Raw genomic sequence first — 23281 nt, forward strand, 5'->3', positions numbered from 1 at the left:
TGAACCAACGGCCACGCTTACCCCATGAGCACCGGCGACATCCACGTCGGGCGGGTGGTGTTGCGTGGCGACGCCTCCGCCGTCGAACAGGCCCGCGCGACGTTTCCTGCGGCGCTGCCCCGCATGCATTGGCCCGATGTCGGCGACGAGATTGTCGTGGTCCGCTGCCTCGCGGTCGCGGGCGTTGCCGCCGAACTGCCGGGCCGCGCTGCCGTGGCCGCCGGCGAACTCGCCCGCAACGCCGCCGATCCCTGGAGTCCTGCGGCCGACCATGCCAATGTCGTGCGCTTTCGTAGCCGCCTCGACTACCGCGCCTGCCTCGTCCGCGACCTCCTCGCCGGCACCGCCGCAGGGCGCTGGCTGTGGCGCCACCGCGCGGCGCTTCTGGCGCAGCCGACCGCTGCCGCGTTGGCCGAACTCCTCGGCGAAGACACGCTCGCATTGGTGGCTCTCCTCGAACGGCCGGCGCTCGCAGCAGCGCTTCCGGCGCTTTGGCGCACGCTCGACGCCCCGGCCGCGCGCGAAGTGCTGCATGCGATCGCCGCCGCTACCGGCTGGGGCCGCGCGATCGCCATCGCGCTCGACCCGCTTGCCGATGGCGCAGAGCCGCTCCCGGACAGCGACGCGGCCGGGTGGCGCACCGCATCCGGCGCGCATCGTCCAGCCGCCCCGATTGCGCTGCGGCCGCCGCCGGGCCTGCCCAACGATCTGCCCCCGACCGAAGCGCGTGTCGTGCTGCAATCGGTGTTGGCGCTATGGATGAACTCGCCGGCCGCGCTTGGCCGCGACAGCGGCGGACGGTCGCTGCGCGAGGTCGCTCATGGCCTGGCCCGCACCACGCCCGACATCACGATGACAAGCGCCGACGCGAAGGAAGGGCAGGGGGGAGGCCCCGCGCTGGCTCGGCCCGCGCCGGACGTCGCGGCATCAAAGCCGATGCAAGGGCGCAGTGTCGGCTCAACGCCCCCCGCATCCGATCAAGGCGATGCTGCAGCCACGATCCCCGGCGCCACAAGACGTGCCGCGACCGGAACCACGCCGACCGGCGGCGCACCGGACGCGCTGCGGAGCCTCGCTCCCTCGCACCGCTCCGCGCCCCCGACTGTCTCCTGCAGCGCGGCTCCCGCCGTGCGATTCCCGGCAACGGGGGACCGTGATTTCCACACCCGCGGCGGCGGTCTTTTCTTCCTGCTCAACGTGCTGAACCTGCCGGACTTGTGCGACTGGCGCGCGATGCTCGATGAGCCCCAGGCTGGCTGGCGCGAACTCGTTCGCTTCGCCCGCAGCCTGGATTTTTCTCCCGACCCGCCGCTCGCGGGCTTCCTCGCGGATGCCTGCGCCCTCGCAGCGGATGACGACCCTGCCGCCGCGCTCGTCCTCCTGCCGGTGGATGCCGGCCAGGCTGCCATGCAGTGCGCGGCCTTGCGCCACTACGGCGAAGCCGCACTGCGCGCCGCGCTCGCCGAGCGCCCGGCGCGCGTTCTCGCGACATGCAGCCACGTCGACGTCCACTTGCGCCTCTCCGATGCGAATCTCGACATCCGCCGCACCGGCCTCGACCTGGACCCCGGCTGGCTGCCCTGGCTGGGGCGCGTGGTCCGATTCCATTACGACAGCGGAGGCTTCACGCCATGAACACGCACGCCACGCCCGCCACGCCCGCCACCACCGACGCCCGGCCAACTCCGCCCCTCGATGGCACGCGCTTGTCGCGCGCCTTTGTGCACGCCGGCATCGCGCATTTCGCGAAACTAAGCCTCGGCGCACCGTCGGCGGTGTTCGACGCCCTTGCGGCGAGCTACGTCGGCGATGATCTCGCCACGCTCCTCGACACCCCGCGCGACGACTGGCACGCCACCTGCCGCGCACTCGCCCGTGCCGCCCCCGAACTGCGTGGCCCGCTCGGGCGCCTGCTCGCCGACCTGCAACTACAGCTTCACGAATGGTTCGCGGTCGCACTCTGCGGCGAGAACGAGTCGAGCTACCTGCTGAATCTCGCGCTCGCGGAGTTGCAATCTCCCGGCGCGCTGCGCCCCGGCCTGCATCTCATCGCCGCGCTGAGCGAAGCGCTGTTCGGCACGCGGCTGGCGCCGCTCGAGCTGCCGAATCATCGCCTCGTGCGCGCCGGCATCCTCGACCTTGCCGGCGACGGCCCGATGCCCACGCGTAACCTCGCGATCGTGCCCGAGCTGTGGGCGCTGCTGTGCGGCGACACTAGCGCCTGGCGCGGCACCGCACCGCTGCCGGTTGGCGACGCGGTGCTGCCGACGGGCTTCTGCGACCAGCTCCCATCGCTTGCGGGTATGCTGCGCGGCGGGGTCACGCGCCACGTCGTGCTCCGCGGCGCCCGTGCCGCCGGTTTCGCCGCCGCCGCACGGCTCGCCGCCGCAGTCGGGCGTCCGCCGCTGCAGATGGAGGCCGGCACCTGGACGCACCGGCCGGCACTCGCCGCCGCCTGCCGCTACGCCGGTTGGCTGCCGGTGCTCGCGCTGGACCTCGGCCCCGGCGAGAGCCATGCACTGCCCACGCACCCGGCCCTCGCCGTCCCCCTCCTGATCGTCACCGGCCGCGACGGCGCGATCGAAGCCCCGGCGCTGATCGAGATTGACCTGCCGCCGCTCGCCCCACACGAACGCCGCAGCGCCTGGCGCGCCGCCATGGCAGCGAACGACGAGGCCCTGGGCGTTGGTGGGGCGTGCGATCCGGCATTGTGCGACGATTTCGCCGGCCACGCGCTCCTCGACGGCCCGACCGTGCATTCGCTCGCCGAGCGGGTGCGGCTCGATGCCCGCGTGCGCGGTGAGACGCCGGGCCTCGCTCACCTGCGCCGCGCGCGCGCCGGCTTCGGCAGCGAACGCCTGCGCCAGCTCGCCCAGCCCGTCGCCCGCGAGGTCGGCCCCGACGAACTCGTGCTGCCCGACGAGCTCCTCTCCCGCTTCGATGCGCTCGTCGCCCGTTGCCGCCAGCGCGAGCAACTATGCGATGGCCTCGGCGCGAGCCTCGCTGACCCCACGCCGGGCGTGCGGGCCTTGTTCTGCGGAGAAAGCGGCGCTGGCAAGACGCTCGCCGCCAGCCGGCTCGCGACACTGCTCGGTGCGCCGCTGTTTCGCGTTGACCTGTCGGCCGTGATGAACAAGTACATCGGCGAGTCCGAGAAGAACCTGGGCCGCCTCCTCGACGAGGCGGCAGCCCTCGACGTGATCCTCCTGCTCGACGAGGCCGACGCCCTCTTCGGACGCCGCGGGGAAGGCAAGGAAACCGGCGAACGCTACGCCAACATGCTCACGAACTTCCTGCTGACGCGTATCGAACAGCACCCAGGCATCGTTGTCCTGACGAGCAACAACCGTGGACGCATCGACAGTGCCTTCACGCGCCGCTTCGACGCGATCATCGAATTTCCGCCGCCGGGTGTCGCCGAGCGCCTGCGCATCTGGCAGTCTCACCTCGGCCAGCGTTCGCCCGACGCCGCCCTGTGCCGCCAGCTCGCGAGCTATTGCACGCTGCCCGGCGGGCATATACGCAATGCCGTGCTGCAGGCGGCAGCGCTCGACCCCGCAGCGGCCGACGACGGCCAGCCGACACGCCCCATCGCCGCCGAACCGCTGGTGGCCGCGCTGATCGAGGAATACCGCAAGATCGGACGCACGCCGCCGCCGCAACTGATGCACGCACGGGTGCCGCAATGAGCAGCCTCACCCCCGGCGCCACGCTGCGCCGCAAGGCCGCACCACCGCCCGCGGCAGCGCAGAAGGCCCCCGCCGCCATGCCGGAAAAGCCGGCTGGCCAAGAGCAAGCAGGCGACGCTGCGGGCGCGAACACCAGGCCCGAAGGAGCGGGGCCTGCAAAGCCGCCCGCTGGCACGCCGGGATACCTGCAGGCCAAGCTCGCCGTGAGTCATCCCCAGGACGCCGCCGAGCAGGAAGCCGATCAGGTCGCCGGCCAGGTGCGCCGCGCGATGCGTTCGCCGGCAGCCCCATCCACGCCTGCTGCGAAATGCCCCGCCTGCGCCGGCGCCGGGCCGCGCGGGAGTCTCGAACCCGCGATCACGCCGCCGAAGAAGGAGGTACTGTCGCCGAAGCTGATGCGCACCGCGGCCACCGAAGAAAAAACTCCGACGTCGTCCGGCACACCGTCGAAGGCCGGCGCCGAGAAGGCAGATGGTGGAGGGACCGGGGGCGCCGACGAACTCGCCGGCAAGGCGGCCCCCGCGAGGACCGAACAACGCATCGCCGCAACGCGAGGGCAGGGCGCTACGCTGCCGCCCGATCTGCGCGCACAACTCGAAGCCCAACTCGGCCGCGACCTCTCGGTGGTACGCATCCATACCGATGCAGAGGCCGACGCGATGTGCGTCGAGATGCATGCCCGCGCCTTCACGGTGGGCAACGATATCTATTTCTCCGCCGGCAGCTACGCCCCCGGCACCGACGCCGGCCTCGAACTTCTCGCCCACGAGCTTACCCACGTCGGCCAGCAGGCCGCAGGCGGCCCGCAGAGCGCGGCGCCCAAGCTGCAGCGCGACTTCTGGGACGACCTCTTCGGTGACGGCGGTGCCCCCGCCGATCCCATGGCCGGCTGCCGCAAGGAACTCGACGAATCCGAAAAATGGGCCGGGGCCGGCCCCTACCCAGCCGCACCGCAAGGCATCATCGGCGCGGCGGGATTTGGCGGCTTCGATGCCCAGTACCGCAGCGACCCGGCCGAAGGCGAGGGCGTGCTCGACCTCAAGCAGGGCGTCGCCGCCGAATTCAAGGACATGCTGGTGCAAAACGCCGGGGTCGTCGCCCCGCATCCGGACCTTCCGGCGACGCCGGAGATCACCGCGCTCGCCAACCGCATCAACGGGATCCCGGTCGCACTCGTACGCAACGCGCTGCTGTCGCGCTACCAATGGACGCCCGCGGAGCAGGGCCCCTGGCTCACCAACCTGAAGACGCTGATCGAATCCACATGGGGCGGCAAGCACAGCTTCTTCCTCAACAAGCCGCGCTGGACCTGGCTGGGCGCCGACGTGAAGGTGACGCTCGACATCGGACAACGCGCGAAAGCCGCCGGCGACCACATGACGGCGGAGATCTACAAGACGCCCCCCGGCGAGAGTCTGCGCAGCTTCGACATCTCGCACGAAGTCGGCCCGGGTAGCACCACCGACCCGCGCGACCAGACGATGCGGCTGGCGAGCACGACCACCGGGCCGAAGGAATACGACCTGCTGCGTGAATCGGTCGAGTTTGGCTTCAACTCGGATGCGCTGACGGGCACCTGGGTCGGGAAGCTCAACGCCTTCATCGCGCGCTTCAACGGCGCGGTCGGCAACGCCGCGCACCAGGAAGTGCGCGTCGAGATCGTCGGTCACACGAGCGCTTCCGGCGACGAAAAATACAACCTCGACCTTTCCGAGCGGCGCGCCAACGCCGTGCGCGACCATCTCGCCAGCAACGGCTTCGCGAACACCGCAACGCGTGTCACGATCACGCCGCGCGGCGAAACCGAGGCCGACCAGACGCAGCCGAGACTCGCCACCGACCAGCGCGCGGACCTTGTGGTTGACGGTCGCGAACGCATGATCACCGCCGCGCACGAATGGGGACATGCCTTCGGCGTCGATGACGAATACGTCACCGGCGGCACCAACATCGGCGATCCGGTCGACCACGACGCGATGACCAAGGCGATGACCGACGCCAACGGCGTCCATCTGCCCGGCGCGATCAAGGAACACAACGGCGGCATCATGTCCTTCGGCACCGAAGTCCGGCCGCAGCACTACTCGACCTTCCACTACGCGCTCACGACCATCACTGCCCAATCGCCATGGTCGCTGGGCCTGCACAAGCCGAAGTGGCAAGTTGCGATGGAATGCGGCGTCCCCTCGCCGAAAGGGGACTGGCCGACTCCGACCCCGAATCCGCCAACGCCCGGCACCCCGCCGACGAGCCCTGTGCCCGGCAGCGACAATGGAAGCGACGTCGCCTAAATTCGCGCGCCGGCCGAGCGAACGCCCGGCGCCCGAAACACCGCGTGCTGCCTCGCGCAACGCCGAAACGCGCGCACAAGGCAACTCGCCTGCCGCGACCCCCGCGCCGCCGCCGGCCTTGCCCGCCTATGCGCAACCGCCGGCACGCGTCAGTCAGCCCGGCGAAGGCATCGAGCGCGAAGCCGAACAGCACGCCAACGCCGTGGCTCCGCTCACCGTACCCGACCCCACGCCCACAAGCGCCCCGCGCACCGCGCCAGGCAGCGCCGCCGCGGGCGGGCCGTTACCTTCGTCAGCCACGTCGTCAGCCTCGTCGCTCGCTGCCGCCCCGGGTTCGCCTGCTGCCGCCGAAGCCGGCGCTTTCACATCGCCCGCGTCGCAACTACCTGCCTACGCCGCCGGCCGCGTCGACGCCCGCCGCGGCCGCGGCGAACCCATCCCCAAGGACGCCCGCGGTACCCTCGAAGGCCACTTCGGCCGCGATTTTGCGGACGTGCGCATCCATACCGATGCCGAAGCCGCCCGCCTGACCACCGGCCTCAATGCCCGCGCCTTCACCTCCGGCCGCGATGTTTACCTTGCTCCCGGCGCGTGGGCTCCCGACACCACCGCAGGCCTGCATCTGCTAGCCCACGAGCTCACGCATGTCGTGCAACAGGATGGCCAGGCCGCCGCGGTGCTCGCGCGCGCCGTCGACCCGAATCTCGACACCCGCTTCCACGAAACCGACCGCACGCCCGCGGCACTCACCGCCCTCGAACGCCTGGAGATCCCGGCCGTCAAGGCGCGCCACCTGCCGCTCTACAGCGGCCTCGCCTCGGCCGGCAACCTCAAACGCATCAAGGGCTACGGCCGCGACGGCGCCAACCAGCGCACCGTGTGGAACCAGCTCGAGGTCCCCGCCGACGCCGTCCGCACCAGGCTCGGCGAACGCAACATCCCGGTCCCCGCCGACGACAGCGGCCGCGTGCGCCTGAAGCCCCACCGCGGCGCACGCCTCACGTCCAAAAGGATTTCAGAGCTGCAGACGCTGCTCCGGATCCCCGCCTGGGACCGCAACGGCCGCGCGATTCCGCAGTTCCAGGTCGACCACATCGTCGAGCTGCAAGTCTCCGGCCAGATGGGCTCGGGCGTCGGCAACAGCGTGCAGAACATGGAGCTCCTCGACCAGCCGTCGAACAGCAGCTCCGGTGGCACGATCCGCAGCGGCATCTACAGAAAAGTCGACGCCTACCTCGACACCTTCGACCCCAAGCCCGACCGCGGCGCCGTGCTGCGCCAGCATGACGTTGTCTTCAGCAGTGCTGCCGCCACCGGCGCAGGCTCCGCCGCCGGTGCCTCCGCATGGTGGACAAAGACCGAGATCGAAGAAGCCGAACCGCTGCGTACCGCGAGCCCGCCAAATGCGACCGAAGATGGCGTCGCCCAGGGCACGGCCGGCGAATTCATCCTCACCTCCGGCCCTGGCGGCATCACCGTCGGTCGCTTTCGCCATAGCCCCGGCTCCGCACCCGCCATTGGCACGGCCCATGCGCGCGCGCTCGCCGGGCTGCGCATCACCGCGATCAACCTCAGCGACACCGCGGGCACCCCAAGCGGCCCTGTCGGCTCGCTTGCCGCCGAATGGGATCTCCCCGCCGACTGGCAGCCGGAGACCCCGGCCGTCACGATCTCGCTCTCCGGCGATGGCGAGTACCGTGGCTACCCCAGCGCGATGCCCGCGCTCAACGTCACCTACCGCCACCTGAGCCCGGTCAGCTTCACCAGCGTCTCCGCCGAGGACGGTGAAATCTCCGCCGATGGTGAACTCACCCCGTCGATCCCTATCCTGAATGCCCCGGTCACCGTGCGCCTGCGTGGCCGGGACCTCAGCTTCTCACTCGACTACGGGCCCGAGCAGATCAGCCTGCCGATCCCGCGCACGACCATCGACGACGCCTACGTCAGCGTCTTCTACTCGACCACCCGCGGGCTGGGCCTCGGCGGCCAAGTCTTTTTCTCGATCGAGGGTGCGGGCAGCGGCGAACTCGCCGCCTCCGTCTCGACTGCCGGCGGCGTCCAGTTCGAAGGCGGCTTCACCTTCGAGCGCTCCCTCTTTGATCGCGCCCGCGTCCGCGCATGGTGGCGCGGCGGCGCGCTCGGCGCCGAAGGCACGATCGGCATCGACACCCCCGACAAGATCCGCGGCATCAAGAGTGCCACCGCGACCGTCAGCGTCACCGAAGGCGCATGGAGCTTCACCGGCAGCGCGGAACTCTCGGTCCCCGGCGTCAAGGAAGCCGGCATTTCCATCAACCAGGGCGAGAACGGTCTCACGATCGCGGGCGACATCGCACTCGCCGCCAACCCCGCGATCCGCTCCGGCTCCATCCGTGTCGAATGCAAGAAAGACGAAGGCGACTGGAAAGTCTCTGCGACGGGCACCGCCCAACCCGCGATCCCGGGCGTCGACTCCGAACTCACCGTCACTTACGACGACGGCGCCTTCGACGCCCAGTTCAGCGGCGCCTTCGCTCGCGGCATGCTATCGGGCCAGGTCACCGTCGGCGCCACCAACCGCAGCATCGGCGAAGATGGCCGTCCCAGCGGCGACGCTGCCCCCGACGCGCCGATCATCGTCTACGGCAGCGGCTCCGCCACCATCCAGATCGCTCCCTGGCTGCAAGGCACCGCCGGCATCCGCCTCGACCCCAACGGCGAAATCACCGTCTCGGGCGAAATCGCGCTACCGAACCAGCTCGAGATCTTTTCCAGGCTCGAATACGACAAACGCCTCTTCGGACTCTCGACCCAGATCCCGATCATCCCCGGCATCGTTGCCGAAGTCGGTGGCAACCTCAGCGCCAACGCCAGCATCGGCCCCGGCGCCATCGACCAGCTCAGGATCGGCATCGAATACAACCCGTCGCACGAGGAAAATACCCATGTCACAGGGGACGCGCACCTCAACGTCCCCGCCCAGGCGGGCCTGCGCCTCGGCGCCCGCGCCGGCATCGGACTCGGCATCACCGGCGCCAGCGCCACTGGCGGGCTCGAAATCGGCGGCACCCTAGGGATCGCTGGCGCCGCCGAAGCCGGCATCCACATTGACTGGATGCCCTCCCAGGGTCTCGCCATCGACGCCGAAGCGGCCCTGCACGCCCAACCCACCTTCCGCTTCGACGTTTCCGGCTACGTAGCTGTCACCGCCCTCGGAGCCAGCCTGTACGATGAGCGCTTCGAACTCGCTGCCGTAGAGCTTGGCTCCGGCCTCGAGTTCGGCGTGCGATTCCCGATCACCTATCGCGAAGGAGAGCCTTTCGACGTGTCGCTGGACGATTTGGAATTCGAGGTGCCGGAGGTCGATCCGGCAGCGCTGGTTGACCAGCTTGGGGCTCAGATCTTTTGAACGCTGCTATCCCTCCCTCAGCGGAGAAGAAAGGCGCCGCCTGCCACTTGGTCAGCTGGGATTGGTCCAGATATCGGAGGTCGTAGATTGCATTCGAGGAGTTGGGCCGCCACGGGTGACTTACTCCGGCGCTATGTCTGCGCTACGTAGCCGGACATCGCCATCATGGCGATGAATATGCAAGTCGGCCTTTTCTCGTATAGCCAAGGACCAACCTGCAGCGATTGCCGCCTCCATCGTTCGAAATCTCTGGGGCGCCATGTTGAGGGTCGCAAGCTCCAGCGCCCAACCGTGTTCCGCAGGCAGAACGCGAATGATTCGCGCTTGCATAGTGATCCCCGAAAAAAAATGCCCGCTACGCGGAGCGGGCCACGCGAAAGCCGGATGGGTGAATGCACCCGGCAGAAGCGATATTGCCTACCTATGTTCTGACTGGCATATCCTCCTTCGTGGGGGCGTGGCATCAATGCATCATGTCTTGATGTTATCTCGTTGCTGGCTGCCCTGCGGGATGTGGTGGCTGCCTAGTGGCTCTCAGGGGCGAAACCACCCAGTGCCCAACGCCGACAATGATGCAAAAAGGATTGAAGCACCGTCCTGGTTATGGAGTTGTATCGTCGACCTTATCGGCATCCATGAACGCCAATATCTGGAAACTTGGCCGCATTGCCGCGCACATATCGGTGCGGTGATTGCGCCGTCTTCAGGTTACGGATTTCCGTTAATGCTTTGCGACGCTGGCAGGGCCGAACTGCGCGCCCGGCGATTTCATCACCTTTCTGTTCGGTCTTCACTTCAATTTACCCTGGCGTTAAACATCCGTAACACCCTAACTGCAATGCGACAAAATGCTCTTACATTGCTTTTTCCCGGAGTAGCGACGGCCTACCTCGACGAAACACTTTGTAGGGCTGTGCCGCTCCAATAAGCAAAATACGTTCCTCCGCGGTGACCGTGCTGAATCGGGCGGCCCCTGCGACTTTGGGGCAAGGTCAGTGCGCCCCCAGCGCGCGGGCGTCGCAAAAAACGGGGCGCTCTTCCTGACTTCGTTTTTGCGGCAACTAAGTCACCTGGAATGCGAGATGGCTTCCATCGATCTTGACCCACGATCTGACCTTGCTATGTACAACCTTCAAACGCTGGTGCCGCCTCAGGGCATTACCGGAGGATGGTAGGAAAGTGTCGCGGCGAAGGCCCATAACATGAACAGTACCAGCGGCGTATGCACCAGCAACTGGGTGAAGGTGAAGCCGACGACGTCCTTGGCCCGGATGCCGAGCACACCGAGCAACGGCAGCATCCAGAAAGGATTGATCAGGTTCGGCAGCGCTTCGGCGGCGTTGTAAACCTGTACCGCCCACCCAAGGTGGACTTTCAGCTCGTTGGCGGCCTGCATCACGTAAGGCGCCTCGATGATCCACTTGCCGCCGCCGGACGGCACGAAGAAGCCGAGCACAGCAGAATACACGCCCATGACCGCCGAGAACGACTCCGTGGTCGCCATCGAGACAAAGGCTGACGCCAGATGGTGCGACAGCGTGATGCCGTCGCCGCCGGTTGCCTTGGTCAGGATATAGGCGATGCCTCCGTACAGTGGAAACTGAATCAGGACGCCGGCTGTGGATGGCACTGACCTCGCGACGGCGCGCAGGAAGCGCTTCGGGCGCCAGTTCAGCAGCATGCCGAGCAGCAGGAACAGGAAGTTGTAGGTATTCAGATTCGAAATGGCGAGGATCGGGTCCTTTGCGGAAAACTCCTGGTAAAGCCAGCTCGCGCCCATCGCGACCAGAATCAACGTCAGGATCGGACTGTATTCCAACCATTCGCCCGGCCGGGATGGCCGCGCGACAACGTCATCGGCGTCGTTCAGGTCAACCCCCATATCAGCCGCGGTGCGGGCACGCGCTTCGGTCGGGGCCGAGAAGTACGCCACCGCCAGGGACACGACGATCAGCACGGCGGTCATCGCCATGGATTGCCAAAGAAAAATCGTATCGGAGAACGGGATAACCCCGGTTATATCCAATAGCGACTTGGGCAGGCTGGCGGGATTGGCCTGCAGTTGCGCGGCGGAGGAACTGAGACCGAGTGCCCAGGTTGCCCCCATGCCCAGGTAGGCTGCAGCGCTGGCTGCCCTGTAGTCGACACGGAACCCGCGCCGCCTGGCAATGGCGCGCACCAGCAAGCCACTAAAGATCAGGCTGATCGCCCAGTTGAGCAGCGACGTCGACAGGCTCACCATTGCCACGAAAGCGACGGCCCCGCGCGCAGTTCGCGGCAGGGCCGCCAGGCGTTCGATCAGCATGGCTGCCGGCGGCGACGCCGCTACCACGTAGCCGGCGATCGCGACCACGGCCATCTGCATGGTGAAAGGAATCAGGCTCCAGAACCCGTCGCCAAAGGCCTTCGCCACGGCTGGCGCTGGCGCGCCCACCATCATGGCGCCCAACGCCACCACCACCACGGCGATGGCCGCGAAAATGTACGAGTCGGGGAACCACCGCTCGGACCAGTCGGTCACCCGTATCGCCAGGCGTTCCAGCCCGCCTTGCTGCCGCTTTCCGGCATCCGCGAATGCCACGCTTGTCGTCTCTTTCATGCTGAACTCCTTGGCAGATCGTTCTAATGGTTCACCACAGCCTCGAAACACATGGCGGCCGCGGCCAGGTCTTCCAGCGCGGTCCCCACCGCCTTGAACACGGTGATCTCCTGCGCCGAGCGTCTGCCCGGATCCCGGGCCCGGCACAGGCCGGCCAGGTCGCTGCGGATGTCTTCGCGGGCCATCACGCCGTTGGCGATGGGCGACAGCAGGTCGCCGGCCTTGCCGATGGCCTCGTCCGTATCGACAAACACCGAGGTGCCGACAAAACACGTGTCATCGGCCTCCCGCATGGCAGGCGTAAAACCTCCGATCAGGTCGACGTGGGTGCCGGGACGGAGATATTCCCTCCGGATCAGCGGCTCGGTGGACAACGTTGCCGCGCTGACGATATCTACCGCACAGCTGTCGGCATCGAGCCGGTCGACCACATGGGAATCGAAGCCGTCGGCGCACAGGTGCGCGACCAGCCGATGGGCCTGGTCCGTATCGATATCCCATACGCCGACGCGCCGCATTTGGCGGACTGTGCGGTAGGCATACGGAAGCAGGCTGGCCACGCGGCCGGCGCCCAGCACCAGCATCGAACTGGCGTCTTTGCGGCTCAGGAACGAGGCAGCGAGCGCCGACGCCGCGGCTGTCCGCCGGGAAGTAATCTCATTGCCATCGATCAACGCCAGCGGCTTGCCTGTCTCCGCACGGTACAAGATGTAGGTAGAGTAAAGCCCCGGCAGTTTGCGCCGGTGGTTACCGGGATAGACGCACACGGTCTTGACGCCCATGTACCCGCTCGCCGCATTCCACGCCGGCATCAGCAACAGCGTGCCCGGCTCGTCCGGCGCAGCGGTGACCGTATGGTTGTGCCGCAACGGCACCTCGCAGCCAGATGCGAAGGCGTCCTTCAGGACTGTGACAAGGCGGTCGAACGGCAGGGACGCCCGCGTGGTGGGCGCATCGATGTTCAGCATGGCGATAGCTCTTCAAAGGAATGGAATGGCGATTCATGCGTCAATGACGAGGTCGCTTGTCGGCACCGCTGGCACGCCAGGCAAACGCCCGGGTCATCCGGCGCCTCGCCATGCAAGTGGTGTACGGACCCGGATACGATCCGCACAGCGCAGCTTTCGCACTGGCCGACGCGGCAGCCACTGGGCAGCCGAATGCCCCGCGCCTCGGCGAAGCCAAGCAGGGGGCCATGTTCGGAGCGCCACGCGAAAGTGGTGTCCGACTTGCGAAACCGGACCCGGAAGGCCTGCCCGTCCTCGATTTTCGGCGTCGCCGGCGAGCGGAAAATCTCCTTCTGGATATCGAAGCGCGGCAGACCCCTGGCGACCAGCCCGGCGGCAAACGCCATCATCATGGCCTCTGGCCCGCACATGTAGACCAGCGGACGCGAGGCCAGCAGCGCATGCGGCACGGCCGCCGCGGAGACGCGCCCTTGTACCTGGAAGTCGCTGCCGAGGATGTCGTCATCTGCGGGAGCGTCATAGAAATTGACGACCGTGAGCGCCGGGATCAGTCCTTCCAGTTCGCGTAGCCGGTCCCTGAAGGCGTGCGTGGTGCCGTTCTGGTTCGCATACAGCAGCAGTATTCGGGGCGCTTCCTGTTGATCGACAAGTGATTCCAGCAGGTTGATGAATGGCGTGATGCCGATCCCGCCGGCAAGAAGGACCAGCGGTCTTGCCGTACGCGTCGGCATGACGAATGTACCGGCGGGCGCGCGCAGTTCAATGGTGTCGCCGAGCGCCCGTTGCGTGTTGATGAAGGACGAGGCGACGCCGGACACCACCTCGCCGCTGGCGAGCCGGGTCCTCGCATGCCGCACGGCGATCGCATAGCTGCGGCGGTCCGTGACTGTCGCAGGTCCGGTCAGCGAATAGGAGCGGACCACCTCCTGCCGGCCGGTGCCAACAAAAAATCTGATGGTCGCGTGCTGGCCTGGCAGGTAGTCCGGCAGCCTGCCGCCGTCGACAGGCGCCATGTGCACCGCGGTCACATCGGTGGCTTCCTTGCGCAGCGCAACGATGCGAAACTGGCGATATCCCTCCCAGCGCCTGCAACGTATATCGAACGCAGGGTCGCGTTCCACGTTGCAGCGGCACGATCGCAGCGGTGAGGCGCCGCTGATCGGGTCCTGGCGGGTCGCATCGATCAGCGCGTTAAAGTTCGCGCTGTCCGTGCCAAGCGCGGCGGTCGGCTGCTGACCCATGGCATCGCACCCTTGCCACCAGCCATACTCGCCAACCAGCACGGCGGGATGTAGTCCCGGCTGGATGCGCGCGGTAAATCGCGCGCTGCCGTTCGGCGTCGACACTCTGACGGGATCTCCCGTGCGGATATCCCTGGCGGCGGCGATCTCGCCGGAAATGTCGAGCTGCGGCAGCATTGCCTTGCGACGCAAGGACGTCACGGTGCGTTGCTGGCTGTGGCAGTAGTAGCCGTTCTTTGCCGACGTCATCAGATAGGGAAACGATCCGCTCTCCTGTGCTGCGTCGCTCCATGCCGATGCCGGCAGGCCGGGCAGCGGTGCATAGTTATGTCGCAGCAGGCGCTCCGAGTAGAACTCGACCAGCCCGGTCGGCGTATTGAATGGCCGACCGTCTGTGCTGTTGGCGTACTTCATCTCCACATCCTCGACCGGAACGCGTACCCCTTCCGGAATCTGGCGCAGCCCAGCCACGGTCAGCCCCATCGGCGCCAGCATGTGGTTCCAGCCGGCTTCCAGGCTGCCGCCGAAGAAGGCTTCGCCGAGCCCGATGCGAGCCGCCAGTGCAAACACGATGTCGTTGTCCGAGCGCGCTTCGCCGCGCGGCGCGACCATGCGCTGGCGCAACTGCACGAGTTGCTCGGCAGCGGCGGACACTTCGAAGCCGATCCGCAGGCCCTCGCGTTCCCAGGGTGTGTTCACCGGCAGCAGGATGTCCGCGTACCTGGCGCTCGGGTTCTCGAACAGGTCGCAATGCACGTAGAACTCGAGTTCGCGCAGGGCAAGCTCTCCGTTGGCCACATCGGGCTGTGACAACAACGGATTGGTCCCGAACGCGATCAGCGATGTGACTGCATAAGGGGTCTTGCCCGTGATCGCGCGGTAGAGGTCCGGTGCGGTGATCCATCCTTGTGCAGGCGGACCGAGCGGGCGCGCATCCAGCCCAAGCGCCTTGCGCGCCTGCTCCGGCGCCAGCAGGTCGAACCGACTTACCGCGTTGAACGGCGGCTTGCGAAAAACACGGTTGCCGCCGCGGCGGTCAAAGCTGCCGGTCAGCGCATACAAACAGGCAATGGCGCGCTCCGTCTGCGTGGCGTTTTCATTCTGGCCGACGCCGGACCAGGCGTGATACGCGATGCGCCCGGCCGCGCCGATCAGGTTTGCCGCATGGCGGATATCGCCCTCCGCGATCCACGTCAACGCGGCAGCGCGCTCGACCGGATAGCGTGCGCATTCCGCCGCATACAAAGCGAAGGCCGGCTGGCACTGGAGGGGTTCCCCTTCGCCGTCGCCCATCAGTGGGATGGCAAAGGTACCGCGCAGCGCGATGTCCCTCGCGTCATCGAGGGTCTTGCCGGCCGGCACCGCCATGCGCTGGCGCGCGTCCCAGACCAGCAGGCTATCGGCATCCGCCAAGCCGATGTCGGCCCCGCGCAGGAAGGCCCCGTTGTCCTGGCGCACGAGCAACGGACCATTGGTCCAGCGCCTGACAAAATCGATATCGAAGGCGTTGGCTTCGATCAGCAGGTTGGCCAGCGCCATGGCCAGCGCGGCATCGCTGCCGGGCTTGACGCGCAGCCACTCGTCGGCGTCGTCGGCCAAGGCCGTCTGGCGCGGGTCTACCACGATGAGCTTGGCCCCAGCCGCCCGGCCAGCTCCGATCGCCTCTGCCTGCGCTAGCCAAGTATTGGTTGGGTTGTGGCCCCACAGCAGGATCAGTTCAGCATTGCGATAGTCCGCCGTCGGCATGCCGCAGCCGAAGGTGAATGCATGGGCGAAGTCCTTGTGCCAGTTACAGATCTCGGTGGCGTAGCAGATGTTCGGGCTGCCATAGAGGCGGACAAAGCGCTCGATCCAGTCGATGCTGTCCGACAGCGGTGTACCGCTGGGCGTCGTCACCGCGAACGCCACGGACTCGGCGCCGCTCGTGGCGCGGGTGCGCAGCAGGCGCGCGGCGATGTCGTCGAGCGCCTCGTCCCAGGAAATGCGCACCCAGCCCGGATCGTCTTCCCCTTTCGGGGTGGTCCTGCGCATGGGGTACAGGATCCGATCGGCGCTGTGCACCAGTTCCGGAGCGGCCTTTCCCTTCAGGCACATCGCCTTGCCGGTGGGGTGGTCGCTGTCGGGGCGGACCGCGACCAGCGTCTCACCGTCGACGACGTTGATGGTGCCGCAACGGGAACGGCACAACGTGCAAAACCCCTTCTTTTCAACTTCGCTCATCGCCAGATCCCAGCAACTTGTCTTCGAGCTGGATGCTAGCTAGCATGAAGCGTTATAGCTAATTCATAGTTTTGACATTGCAATATCGGAAAAATCGATGCTGCCAACACTCAAGCAGATACAACACTTCGTTGCCATCGCCGAGACCGGGCAGGTGTCGCGTGCCGCACAGCGCTGTCACGTTTCGCAGTCCTCGATGACGGCGTCCCTCAAGGCGCTGGAGGACGCAGTCGGCGCGCCGCTGTTCTCCCGGCACGCCGTGGGCGTGAAGCTGACAGCCGCGGGCATCCGTTTCCTGCGTCATGCGCAGCAGATCGACGTGGCCGTGCGCGAGGCAGTCACCGCGGCTGCGGTAACGCCCGCTACGCTGACCGGCGTCGTCCGCCTTGGGGTCACCGAGACGATTACGGCGTACGTCCTGCCTAAGCTATTGCCTGCGCTGGAACAAAAATTTCCCGGGCTGGAGCTGCAGATCCTGGAGCGACCGCGCGGCGATATCGAGGCGCATATCCAGGCCGGCAAGCTCGACTTGGCCTTGCTGCTGGTTTCCAACCTGCCCGAGATGGATCAGGTCGGATGCGAAACGCTGCTGCGCTCGGCGCGTCAGCTTTGGGGACATCCGGACCATCCGCTGATGCAGCAGGAAGAGATCAGCCTGTCCGACGTGGCGCGCCACGACTACATCCTGCTCGACATGGACGAGCATATCGCCACCGTGATCAAGTACTGGGGGCAGTACGGGCTCACGCCCTGCGTGCGGCTGCAAAGCTGTTCGATTGAGGCCGTGCGCAGCCTGGTGGCGTCGGGGCGCGGCGTGTCTATCCTGTCCGATCTCGTTTATCGGCCCTGGTCGCTGGAAGGGCAGCGCATCCTGCGTCGCAGCCTCTCTGACAGAGTGCCGTCCATGGATGTCGGATTGATCTGGCGGCTCGATGCTGGAGCGGACCCGCAGACGCAAAGTCTGAGGGAATTCTTGCGGGTTGCGTTGAGAGAGACGATCCGTTAGCGCCTTTACGGTCCTGCCCATCCACTGTGATGGTCAATAATCGCGATCAGATTCGCTTGCCCTCCGCCATCAAGCGCGCTTTCGGAACGAATACGCCAGGACCTCACTGGCCTGGCTCGCCGCCTCGGTTCTCCGCGGTGCAGGAGTTAAACACTGCCCGCACAACGGACAGGGGCGCAGCCCCGAGAAGTGCGTCGGCCTCCGCCTGGCAATCGCGCGTGGGGCCGACTGGCACGCCAGGCCGCTGGTCCGCGGCAGTCTTTCCGGGCTGGCTGCCGTCGGTCTTCGAGGCGCAAGCGCCCAGCACGGTCAGGGCCACAAGTACTTGCACGGATCTGAGACGCATCTTGCAAGGCACTCCATGAAGCTTCGAATAGCCCAGCGCGAGCGGGGCTTTCGGTTAGCACTATACGCCGGCAACTACCGATGTGACGCCCGCGCCCAGCGGGCCGAAGCGAACGACCTGAGTGGGCACCGTCAAAGTTGATGAGCAGGGACTCCACTCGACCAGGCATGAATTGCAAAGTGGTCGGCGGACAAAGCAAAGCGTCCCCGTCTTCGGGGGCCTACTTTAATAATGAGTTCGCGAGGTTATTCCGAACAAATATCGACATCAGGGACGCTCGGCAGGCTTGGAGTAGAAATGCCGGCGCTTTGCTGATGAATACCAGATCGACAGAAGAGGCTCCTTTACATGCACTACCATCCGAATGCAGATCCCGTGGCGCTTGCCGCTTGCCTTGCAGGAACGGCCCTAGTTGGATGGGCGCTTGCCGTTTTCGTACTGTGATACTTTGGGTTAGTAGGAAGTTCTTGAATGTATGTCGACTGGCGATGGGAGACTATCGCATCGGCAGCACCCACAGCAGCATCCTCTCCTCGCCGTTCGTCGAAGGCCACGGGTTTGCACCAGCATACAAAAACGGTGAGACTCTGCGATGCCGTCATCAACTGTCCCTGCAGGGTCAGCGTCCAATCCGCACATCGCCGCCCGCGATTTGATTCTCTGCATCGTTACTGGTTTCTCTGCGCTCCTCTGCATACTCCTGGCAGCCCTCAACGAAGGCCTGGGAGTCGCCGGTGCATTGGTCCGGATCAGAGATATCGTTGTCAGCTGCCCAGTAGTAGCCCGCTTCATGCCCTGAGCAGTCCTGGGTGCAGCGGGCGCCCAAAAATCGTTCATTGCTGACCTGGCCTTGCGTCGGGCGGGGAACCTGAGCTTCGAATCGGCGTTTCAACTCAACGACGGTGACGCCCTGGTCGGCCGCATTGGCGGGTAGAAACTGGTCCCGATATATTTCCCAGATAAGGACCTGTTCTTCTGGCGTGGCTTCATCAAAGCCAGCCTTGGCTTTGAATGCATTCCACTGGAGGAGGGTAGGAGAAGACGCCTCGGCGAATGACGCAAATGCCTGAGATGCCGCAGACGCGGCCGACGCTGGTACGTTCGAGCGTGCTTGATCAGCGGACCGCTGGTCACACGCCGCGAGGCAAAGCAGACTCGCGGCAATCAGCCCGCCCAAAAATGACATGATCAAGCAGCGAGAGAGGCACAAAGGCATTCGGCCGAAAAGGAATCGTGGGGGTACACCGATCAGGATACTTCCTCGAGAGATTGGAGTTGCTGCTAGCCGGTGCGCATCCCAGCACTTCAGCATTTCGGTGCCAAAATCCCCCTTGCGACACCATCTGCCAGGGATGGAAAAGCGTGCCGAGCGCATAGCACGCGACCCAGCACTGCGCGGTCGGCGTGATCCAGCTGACATCGCCGACGTCAGTGGAGCCGTAGAGCAGTTCGCTGTCGTTGGGGTCGAACGGCCGCAGGCCATCGAACAGCGCGGGCGGCTTGCCGCGCAATACGCTGGCCAGGGAGCGGCCGGCTTCGGCCACGCCGCAGTCGGGCAGCGTGGCATGGTGCTGCGACGCATCCTCCCGTTCACGGGCGCCGACCGGCAGGTTGCCGAGCTGCTGCATCTCGGCGTACATGACCCGGTTGAGCGCCGTGTTCTGCATCAGGTTGGAGCAGGCCTTGTCAAAGCGAATCTCGACTTCGCAGCCGGTCATCAGCGCGGCACCACGCGCGATATCGCACACGCGCGCGTAGAGTGCCGCGGCATCTTCGTTGCGTGCGGCGCGGATGAGGTAGAGGACCTCGGCGCGGGCCTGCACCACATTGGGCGACAGGCCGCCGCTATCGGCCTTGAGATCGTCCTTGAGCATGTAGATGCATTGGTTCAGGCAGGCGCCCGCGTAGCGGTCTGCGATGTCTCATCGGAGAGTCTGAAGTCGCTTGCCTCGCGGCATCCAAGCGTCCTTCTGGTGAAGGCCGATGTATCGGTCGAGGCTGAAGTGGAGACCCTCTTTAGCAAGATCGACGAGGAGTTCGAAGGGCTGGACGTCCTCGTCAACAATGCCGGTGTGGCAGGGCCAACAGGCGGTGCTGGTTGTTGACATTACCCAGGCTCTGAATTGACCGGATGAGCCGACTGGCTGGTGTCAGTCGGCAGCATTCAGGCACGGGGCGCAAAGCCCTTCGCGTACGCTTCCCGCAAGAACTCAACAAACACTTGGGACACCCGCGACGCGTGAGCTGCATAGGGCCGAATCGCGTACAGCCATTCTCCGAAAGCTCCCGTGGAGCGCCATTCGGGCAAGACCTCAATCAAGCGTCCGCTCTGAAGCGCAGATTGGGCGGTGAAATCCGGGAGCAGCGCAATGCCAAGGCCGGCAATCGCTGCGTCTCGTAGCGCCTCGCTGTTGTTCACGGCCAATTGCCCCGAGACGGGGACGGTTACAGGGTCCGAGCGTTTGGCATCGGCGGACACGAAGGTCCACGTAGGCGTGCCCTGTTTGCGCGGGTAATGCAGGCAGGCATGTTCGGTAAGTTCAAGTGGATTATTAGGCACTCGCTTCGAGCGCAGGTAGGAACGGCTTGCTGCGAGTACTGTTCGCGTGGACGCTAGCGTCCACGCAACATGCGTTTCCGGGGGAGCTGACGTATGACGAACAGCGAGGTCGAATCCCTCCTGCGCGAGTGGTCGGATTCTGTCAGACATATCCAGCTCAACCTGGATATCCGGATACTTCCGCAAAAAGAGAGGCAAGTGGGGAATCAACTGTTGCCGAGAGAACGCCACAGGCGCCGTAACACGCAGCAATCCCCGCGGTGCGCCCGCCAAGTCACGAACATTTGAAAAGCTCGTGGCGATTTGCTCGAACGCGCCCCGCGTCGACTCGACTAGCTCTCTCCCTGCTGCAGTAAGCGTCGCACTCCTCGTCGTACGCTGGACGAGCATGACGCCAGCAGACTTCTCCAAGTCCGAAATGTGTTGACTCATCGACGCCTTGCTCACACCCAACCGCGCGGCAGCTTTACTGAAGCTCCCTTGCTGGTCCAGCACTACAAGCCATCGCAAGTGCTGCCAAAGGTCCTCCACATTCCCTTGTTTCATAGTCGTCGCTCTCCAGCCTACATAGATTCATCTTTCGTATCTATAGCATGGTGGCAACTCAAAATCCTGAACAATATGTTTGGAAAAGGACGGCTACCCCGCCCGGTAGAGCGTTCATATACTGCCTTCACCGTAGACGCACAACGAACAGGAGATGCCAGTGACCGCGCCCTACAACGATTCTGCCGAAGTCATCCATTACGTTTCTGGTGAGCAGTACAGCGGCACCGGGACGCGCACCCAGGACGTGTTCAATCCTGCCACGGGCGCGGTGGCTCGCCAGGTCCGCCTTGGCACCGTGGAAGATGTGGATGCCGCTGTAGCTAGCGCGAAGGCTGCGTTTGCCAAGTGGGCCGACACCCCGCCGATTCGGCGCGCACGGGTCATGCTGAAGTTCCTCGAACTGATGAACCAGCACAAGGACGAGCTGGCAGCCATCATCACTGCCGAGCACGGCAAGGTTTTGAGCGACGCAGCTGGCGAAGTCAGCCGTGGCATCGACATTATTGAGTTCGCATGTGGGATTCCGCAACTGCTCAAGGGCGACTTCACCGACCAAGTCTCGACGGGCATGGACAACTGGACGCTGCGTCAGCCGCTAGGCGTAGTAGCAGGCATTACCCCGTTCAACTTCCCCTGCATGGTCCCGTGCTGGATGTTTCCGGTTGCCATCGCCGCCGGCAATTGCTTCATCCTGAAGCCCAGCGAGCGCGACCCTTCGGCTTCGCTGTTCATGGCGAAGCTGCTCAAGCAAGCAGGCCTGCCTGACGGCGTCTTCAACGTTATCCAAGGCGACAAGACGGTTGTGGACGCGCTGCTGCACCACAACGACGTCAAGGCGGTGAGCTTCGTTGGCTCGACCCCTATCGCCAACTACATCTACGAAACGGGCGCAAAGCTGGGTAAGCGCGTTCAAGCGCTCGGCGGTGCCAAGAACCACATGGTCGTGATGCCCGACGCGGATATCGACCAAGCTGTGGACGGCCTCATCGGCGCGGCCTATGGTTCGGCCGGTGAGCGTTGCATGGCAATCTCTGTCGCAGTGCTGGTCGGCGACGTGGCTGACAAGATTATCCCGAAGCTGCAAGCCCGTGCCCGCGAGCTCGTCATCAAGAATGGCATGGAAGCAGATGCCGAAATGGGTCCGGTTGTCACGAAGCAGGCCCTGGAACGCATCGAGAACTACATCGCTATCGGCGTCGAGGAAGGTGCGGAGCTGCTGGTCGACGGTCGGAACTACAAGGTCCCCGGCCATGAGCAAGGCTTCTTCACTGGCGGTACGTTGTTCGACAATGTGACCCCCGAAATGCGCATCTACAAGGAAGAAATCTTTGGTCCGGTGCTTGCCTGCGTGCGCGTCGACGATTTTGCTCAGGCCGTGAAGCTTGTCAATGACCATGAGTTCGGGAACGGCGTGGCGTGCTACACCCGCGATGGCCAGGTCGCACGCGAGTTCTCTCGTCGCATTGAAGTGGGTATGGTCGGCATCAATGTGCCTATTCCGGTTCCGATGGCATGGCATGGTTTCGGCGGCTGGAAGCGATCGCTGTTCGGCGACATGCACGCTTACGGTGAAGAGGGCGTCCGTTTCTACACCCGTCAGAAGAGCGTCATGCAACGCTGGCCGAATGACACGGCCCGCGGCGCGGAGTTCGCCATGCCCACCGCGAAGTAATAATCCAGTGCAGCTCGGTCAAAGGTAGTTAGCCGGCGCATCGAAGGGCTACCTCGATATTCAAAGCCCCAACCTGCATCCTTGCGGGTTGGGGCTTTCTGCATCATTTCGCCTGAGCCCGGCCGTCTTCAAAGCCGAGACCGTATCTATAGTCTCGCCCCTACTAAGGGTCGGACGACGGCCGGACTACCTGGTTTGTCCTGTGCTGTTGATGTTCACAAATCGACTGCAACGCTCGTGAGGTCGCTGACGAGGCTTTCCTTGGCAAGGCAGACGGCGCCGGAACTAGCTCGGCGTAACATAACGTCCGGACACCGAAAAATTGCCAGCGCGCTGGGGTGTTATGTTGGATGGCGAGGGACAGGGCAGAGGCCTGCCGTCGTCACTGGCACCTCAGTCGGCTTTCGACACGCAGGCGCTGGGAACCGGAGCGAGGTCGAAATGGGCCGCGGCATACATGGCATTGCACGCCCAGACCTCTTCTCCGTTCTTATGAAAGGTGACCCATTTTCCGTCGCTGACGCAGTGGGCGCCAGGGAACACTTCGTCATGGCCGTTTGGACCGTCCAGTGGGAAGGGTGCGTGCGGCGTGGCCCAGTAGTGGCCGCGCGGTAGGGGCGCGATCGTCTTTGGCATGCTCATCAGGCCCATTGTGGTGTTACGGAAGGCGCCGTCCGGCCTCGCTACGGCGAATCCAGTGCGGTGTCAATCCTGCAACGAGCGTAGCACAGTCGCGTAGCATCTTCGTGTAA

15 protein-coding genes and 1 pseudogene are annotated in these 23281 nt (G+C 65.4%); 8 read left to right on the forward strand and 8 right to left on the reverse strand.

Annotated elements, in window-relative coordinates; all coding sequences use genetic code 11:
• Nucleotides 1-24 precede the first annotated feature (24 nt).
• From J8I82_RS21390 to J8I82_RS21405, 4 genes are read left to right on the forward strand one after another with little or no spacing between them, the layout of a single operon-like run.
• Nucleotides 25-1635: a serine/threonine-protein kinase gene (locus tag J8I82_RS21390; RefSeq protein WP_209760904.1), complete on the forward strand. Its 1611-nt coding sequence runs from the start codon at nucleotides 25-27 to the stop codon at nucleotides 1633-1635.
• A complete protein-coding gene (locus J8I82_RS21395) occupies nucleotides 1632-3689 on the forward strand; it encodes an ATP-binding protein (RefSeq protein ID WP_209760906.1) in 2058 nt (685 codons plus the stop codon). The genes J8I82_RS21390 and J8I82_RS21395 overlap by 4 nt, the downstream gene beginning before the upstream one ends.
• Nucleotides 3686-5980 (forward strand): eCIS core domain-containing protein, encoded by a 2295-nt coding sequence (locus tag J8I82_RS21400; protein ID WP_209760908.1) that lies wholly within the window; start codon nucleotides 3686-3688, stop codon nucleotides 5978-5980. Before J8I82_RS21395 ends, J8I82_RS21400 begins: the two co-directional genes overlap by 4 nt.
• Nucleotides 5961-9368, forward strand: coding sequence for an eCIS core domain-containing protein (locus J8I82_RS21405; RefSeq protein ID WP_209760911.1), 3408 nt, complete (start codon nucleotides 5961-5963; stop codon nucleotides 9366-9368). Before J8I82_RS21400 ends, J8I82_RS21405 begins: the two co-directional genes overlap by 20 nt.
• Nucleotides 9369-9488: 120 nt before the next feature.
• Here the strand turns inward: J8I82_RS21405 and J8I82_RS21410 are convergent, their stop codons facing one another.
• Nucleotides 9489-9698 (reverse strand): DUF2188 domain-containing protein, encoded by a 210-nt coding sequence (locus J8I82_RS21410; RefSeq protein WP_209760913.1) that lies wholly within the window; start codon nucleotides 9696-9698, stop codon nucleotides 9489-9491.
• Between the two features lie 223 nt (nucleotides 9699-9921).
• Between J8I82_RS21410 and J8I82_RS21415 the strand changes: the two genes are divergently transcribed.
• Nucleotides 9922-10296, forward strand: coding sequence for a hypothetical protein (locus J8I82_RS21415; RefSeq protein WP_209760915.1), 375 nt, complete (start codon nucleotides 9922-9924; stop codon nucleotides 10294-10296).
• 222 nt (nucleotides 10297-10518) lie between these two features.
• On the opposite strand, the gene J8I82_RS21420 is transcribed toward J8I82_RS21415, so the two are convergent.
• The 3 genes from J8I82_RS21420 to J8I82_RS21430 are packed head-to-tail and all read right to left on the reverse strand — an operon-like array spanning nucleotide 10519 to nucleotide 16396.
• Nucleotides 10519-11967: a short-chain fatty acid transporter gene (locus J8I82_RS21420; RefSeq protein WP_209760948.1), complete on the reverse strand. Its 1449-nt coding sequence runs from the start codon at nucleotides 11965-11967 to the stop codon at nucleotides 10519-10521.
• A 23-nt stretch (nucleotides 11968-11990) separates the two neighbouring features.
• On the reverse strand, nucleotides 11991-12935 hold the full coding sequence (gene lhpI / locus J8I82_RS21425; protein WP_209760918.1) for a bifunctional Delta(1)-pyrroline-2-carboxylate/Delta(1)-piperideine-2-carboxylate reductase: 945 nt from the start codon (nucleotides 12933-12935) through the stop codon (nucleotides 11991-11993).
• Entirely contained in the window at nucleotides 12929-16396 is a 3468-nt protein-coding gene (locus tag J8I82_RS21430; protein WP_336620906.1) for a molybdopterin-dependent oxidoreductase, read from the reverse strand. The genes lhpI and J8I82_RS21430 overlap by 7 nt, the downstream gene beginning before the upstream one ends.
• A 97-nt stretch (nucleotides 16397-16493) precedes the next feature.
• On the opposite strand from J8I82_RS21430, the gene J8I82_RS21435 reads away from it, so the two are divergent.
• Nucleotides 16494-17402: a LysR family transcriptional regulator gene (locus tag J8I82_RS21435; RefSeq protein ID WP_209760920.1), complete on the forward strand. Its 909-nt coding sequence runs from the start codon at nucleotides 16494-16496 to the stop codon at nucleotides 17400-17402.
• 965 nt (nucleotides 17403-18367) lie between these two features.
• Here the strand turns inward: J8I82_RS21435 and J8I82_RS21440 are convergent.
• Both J8I82_RS21440 and J8I82_RS21445 read right to left on the reverse strand, forming a co-directional pair.
• Nucleotides 18368-18934: a hypothetical protein gene (locus J8I82_RS21440; RefSeq protein ID WP_209760922.1), complete on the reverse strand. Its 567-nt coding sequence runs from the start codon at nucleotides 18932-18934 to the stop codon at nucleotides 18368-18370.
• Between the two features lie 142 nt (nucleotides 18935-19076).
• Nucleotides 19077-19598: pseudogene (locus tag J8I82_RS21445) on the reverse strand (zinc-binding metallopeptidase family protein); the annotation flags it as partial.
• A 33-nt stretch (nucleotides 19599-19631) separates the two neighbouring features.
• Between J8I82_RS21445 and J8I82_RS21450 the strand changes: the two are divergent.
• On the forward strand, nucleotides 19632-19853 hold the full coding sequence (locus tag J8I82_RS21450; protein ID WP_245179965.1) for an SDR family oxidoreductase: 222 nt from the start codon (nucleotides 19632-19634) through the stop codon (nucleotides 19851-19853).
• Between the two features lie 59 nt (nucleotides 19854-19912).
• Here the strand turns inward: J8I82_RS21450 and J8I82_RS21455 are convergent, their stop codons facing one another.
• Nucleotides 19913-20854: a LysR family transcriptional regulator gene (locus J8I82_RS21455; RefSeq protein WP_209760924.1), complete on the reverse strand. Its 942-nt coding sequence runs from the start codon at nucleotides 20852-20854 to the stop codon at nucleotides 19913-19915.
• Nucleotides 20855-21008: 154 nt separating this feature from the next.
• Between J8I82_RS21455 and J8I82_RS21460 the strand changes: the two genes are divergently transcribed.
• Complete coding sequence (locus tag J8I82_RS21460; RefSeq protein WP_209760927.1) at nucleotides 21009-22529, forward strand: CoA-acylating methylmalonate-semialdehyde dehydrogenase; 1521 nt, start codon at nucleotides 21009-21011, stop codon at nucleotides 22527-22529.
• Between the two features lie 393 nt (nucleotides 22530-22922).
• On the opposite strand, the gene J8I82_RS21465 is transcribed toward J8I82_RS21460, so the two are convergent.
• Nucleotides 22923-23171: a hypothetical protein gene (locus tag J8I82_RS21465; RefSeq protein ID WP_209760929.1), complete on the reverse strand. Its 249-nt coding sequence runs from the start codon at nucleotides 23169-23171 to the stop codon at nucleotides 22923-22925.
• Between the last annotated feature and the right edge of the window lie 110 nt (nucleotides 23172-23281).

This window comes from Cupriavidus consociatus, from assembly GCF_017814975.1.
Classification (GTDB): Bacteria; Pseudomonadota; Gammaproteobacteria; order Burkholderiales; family Burkholderiaceae; genus Cupriavidus; species Cupriavidus consociatus.

Excerpts from the sequence above, each read along its gene's own strand:
- J8I82_RS21410 (WP_209760913.1), bottom strand. The coding sequence starts at position 9,698 with ATGCAAGCGCGAATCATTCGCGTTCTGCCTGCGGAACACGGTTGGGCG.
- J8I82_RS21395 (WP_209760906.1), top strand. The coding sequence starts at position 1,632 with ATGAACACGCACGCCACGCCCGCCACGCCCGCCACCACCGACGCCCGG.
- J8I82_RS21440 (WP_209760922.1), bottom strand. The coding sequence starts at position 18,934 with ATGTCATTTTTGGGCGGGCTGATTGCCGCGAGTCTGCTTTGCCTCGCG.
- J8I82_RS21400 (WP_209760908.1), top strand. The coding sequence starts at position 3,686 with ATGAGCAGCCTCACCCCCGGCGCCACGCTGCGCCGCAAGGCCGCACCA.
- J8I82_RS21420 (WP_209760948.1), bottom strand. The coding sequence starts at position 11,967 with ATGAAAGAGACGACAAGCGTGGCATTCGCGGATGCCGGAAAGCGGCAG.
- J8I82_RS21460 (WP_209760927.1), top strand. The coding sequence starts at position 21,009 with ATGCCAGTGACCGCGCCCTACAACGATTCTGCCGAAGTCATCCATTAC.
- J8I82_RS21465 (WP_209760929.1), bottom strand. The coding sequence starts at position 23,171 with ATGAGCATGCCAAAGACGATCGCGCCCCTACCGCGCGGCCACTACTGG.
- J8I82_RS21435 (WP_209760920.1), top strand. The coding sequence starts at position 16,494 with ATGCTGCCAACACTCAAGCAGATACAACACTTCGTTGCCATCGCCGAG.
- J8I82_RS21430 (WP_336620906.1), bottom strand. The coding sequence starts at position 16,396 with ATGAGCGAAGTTGAAAAGAAGGGGTTTTGCACGTTGTGCCGTTCCCGT.
- J8I82_RS21455 (WP_209760924.1), bottom strand. The coding sequence starts at position 20,854 with ATGAAACAAGGGAATGTGGAGGACCTTTGGCAGCACTTGCGATGGCTT.
- J8I82_RS21390 (WP_209760904.1), top strand. The coding sequence starts at position 25 with ATGAGCACCGGCGACATCCACGTCGGGCGGGTGGTGTTGCGTGGCGAC.
- lhpI (WP_209760918.1), bottom strand. The coding sequence starts at position 12,935 with ATGCTGAACATCGATGCGCCCACCACGCGGGCGTCCCTGCCGTTCGAC.
- J8I82_RS21405 (WP_209760911.1), top strand. The coding sequence starts at position 5,961 with ATGGAAGCGACGTCGCCTAAATTCGCGCGCCGGCCGAGCGAACGCCCG.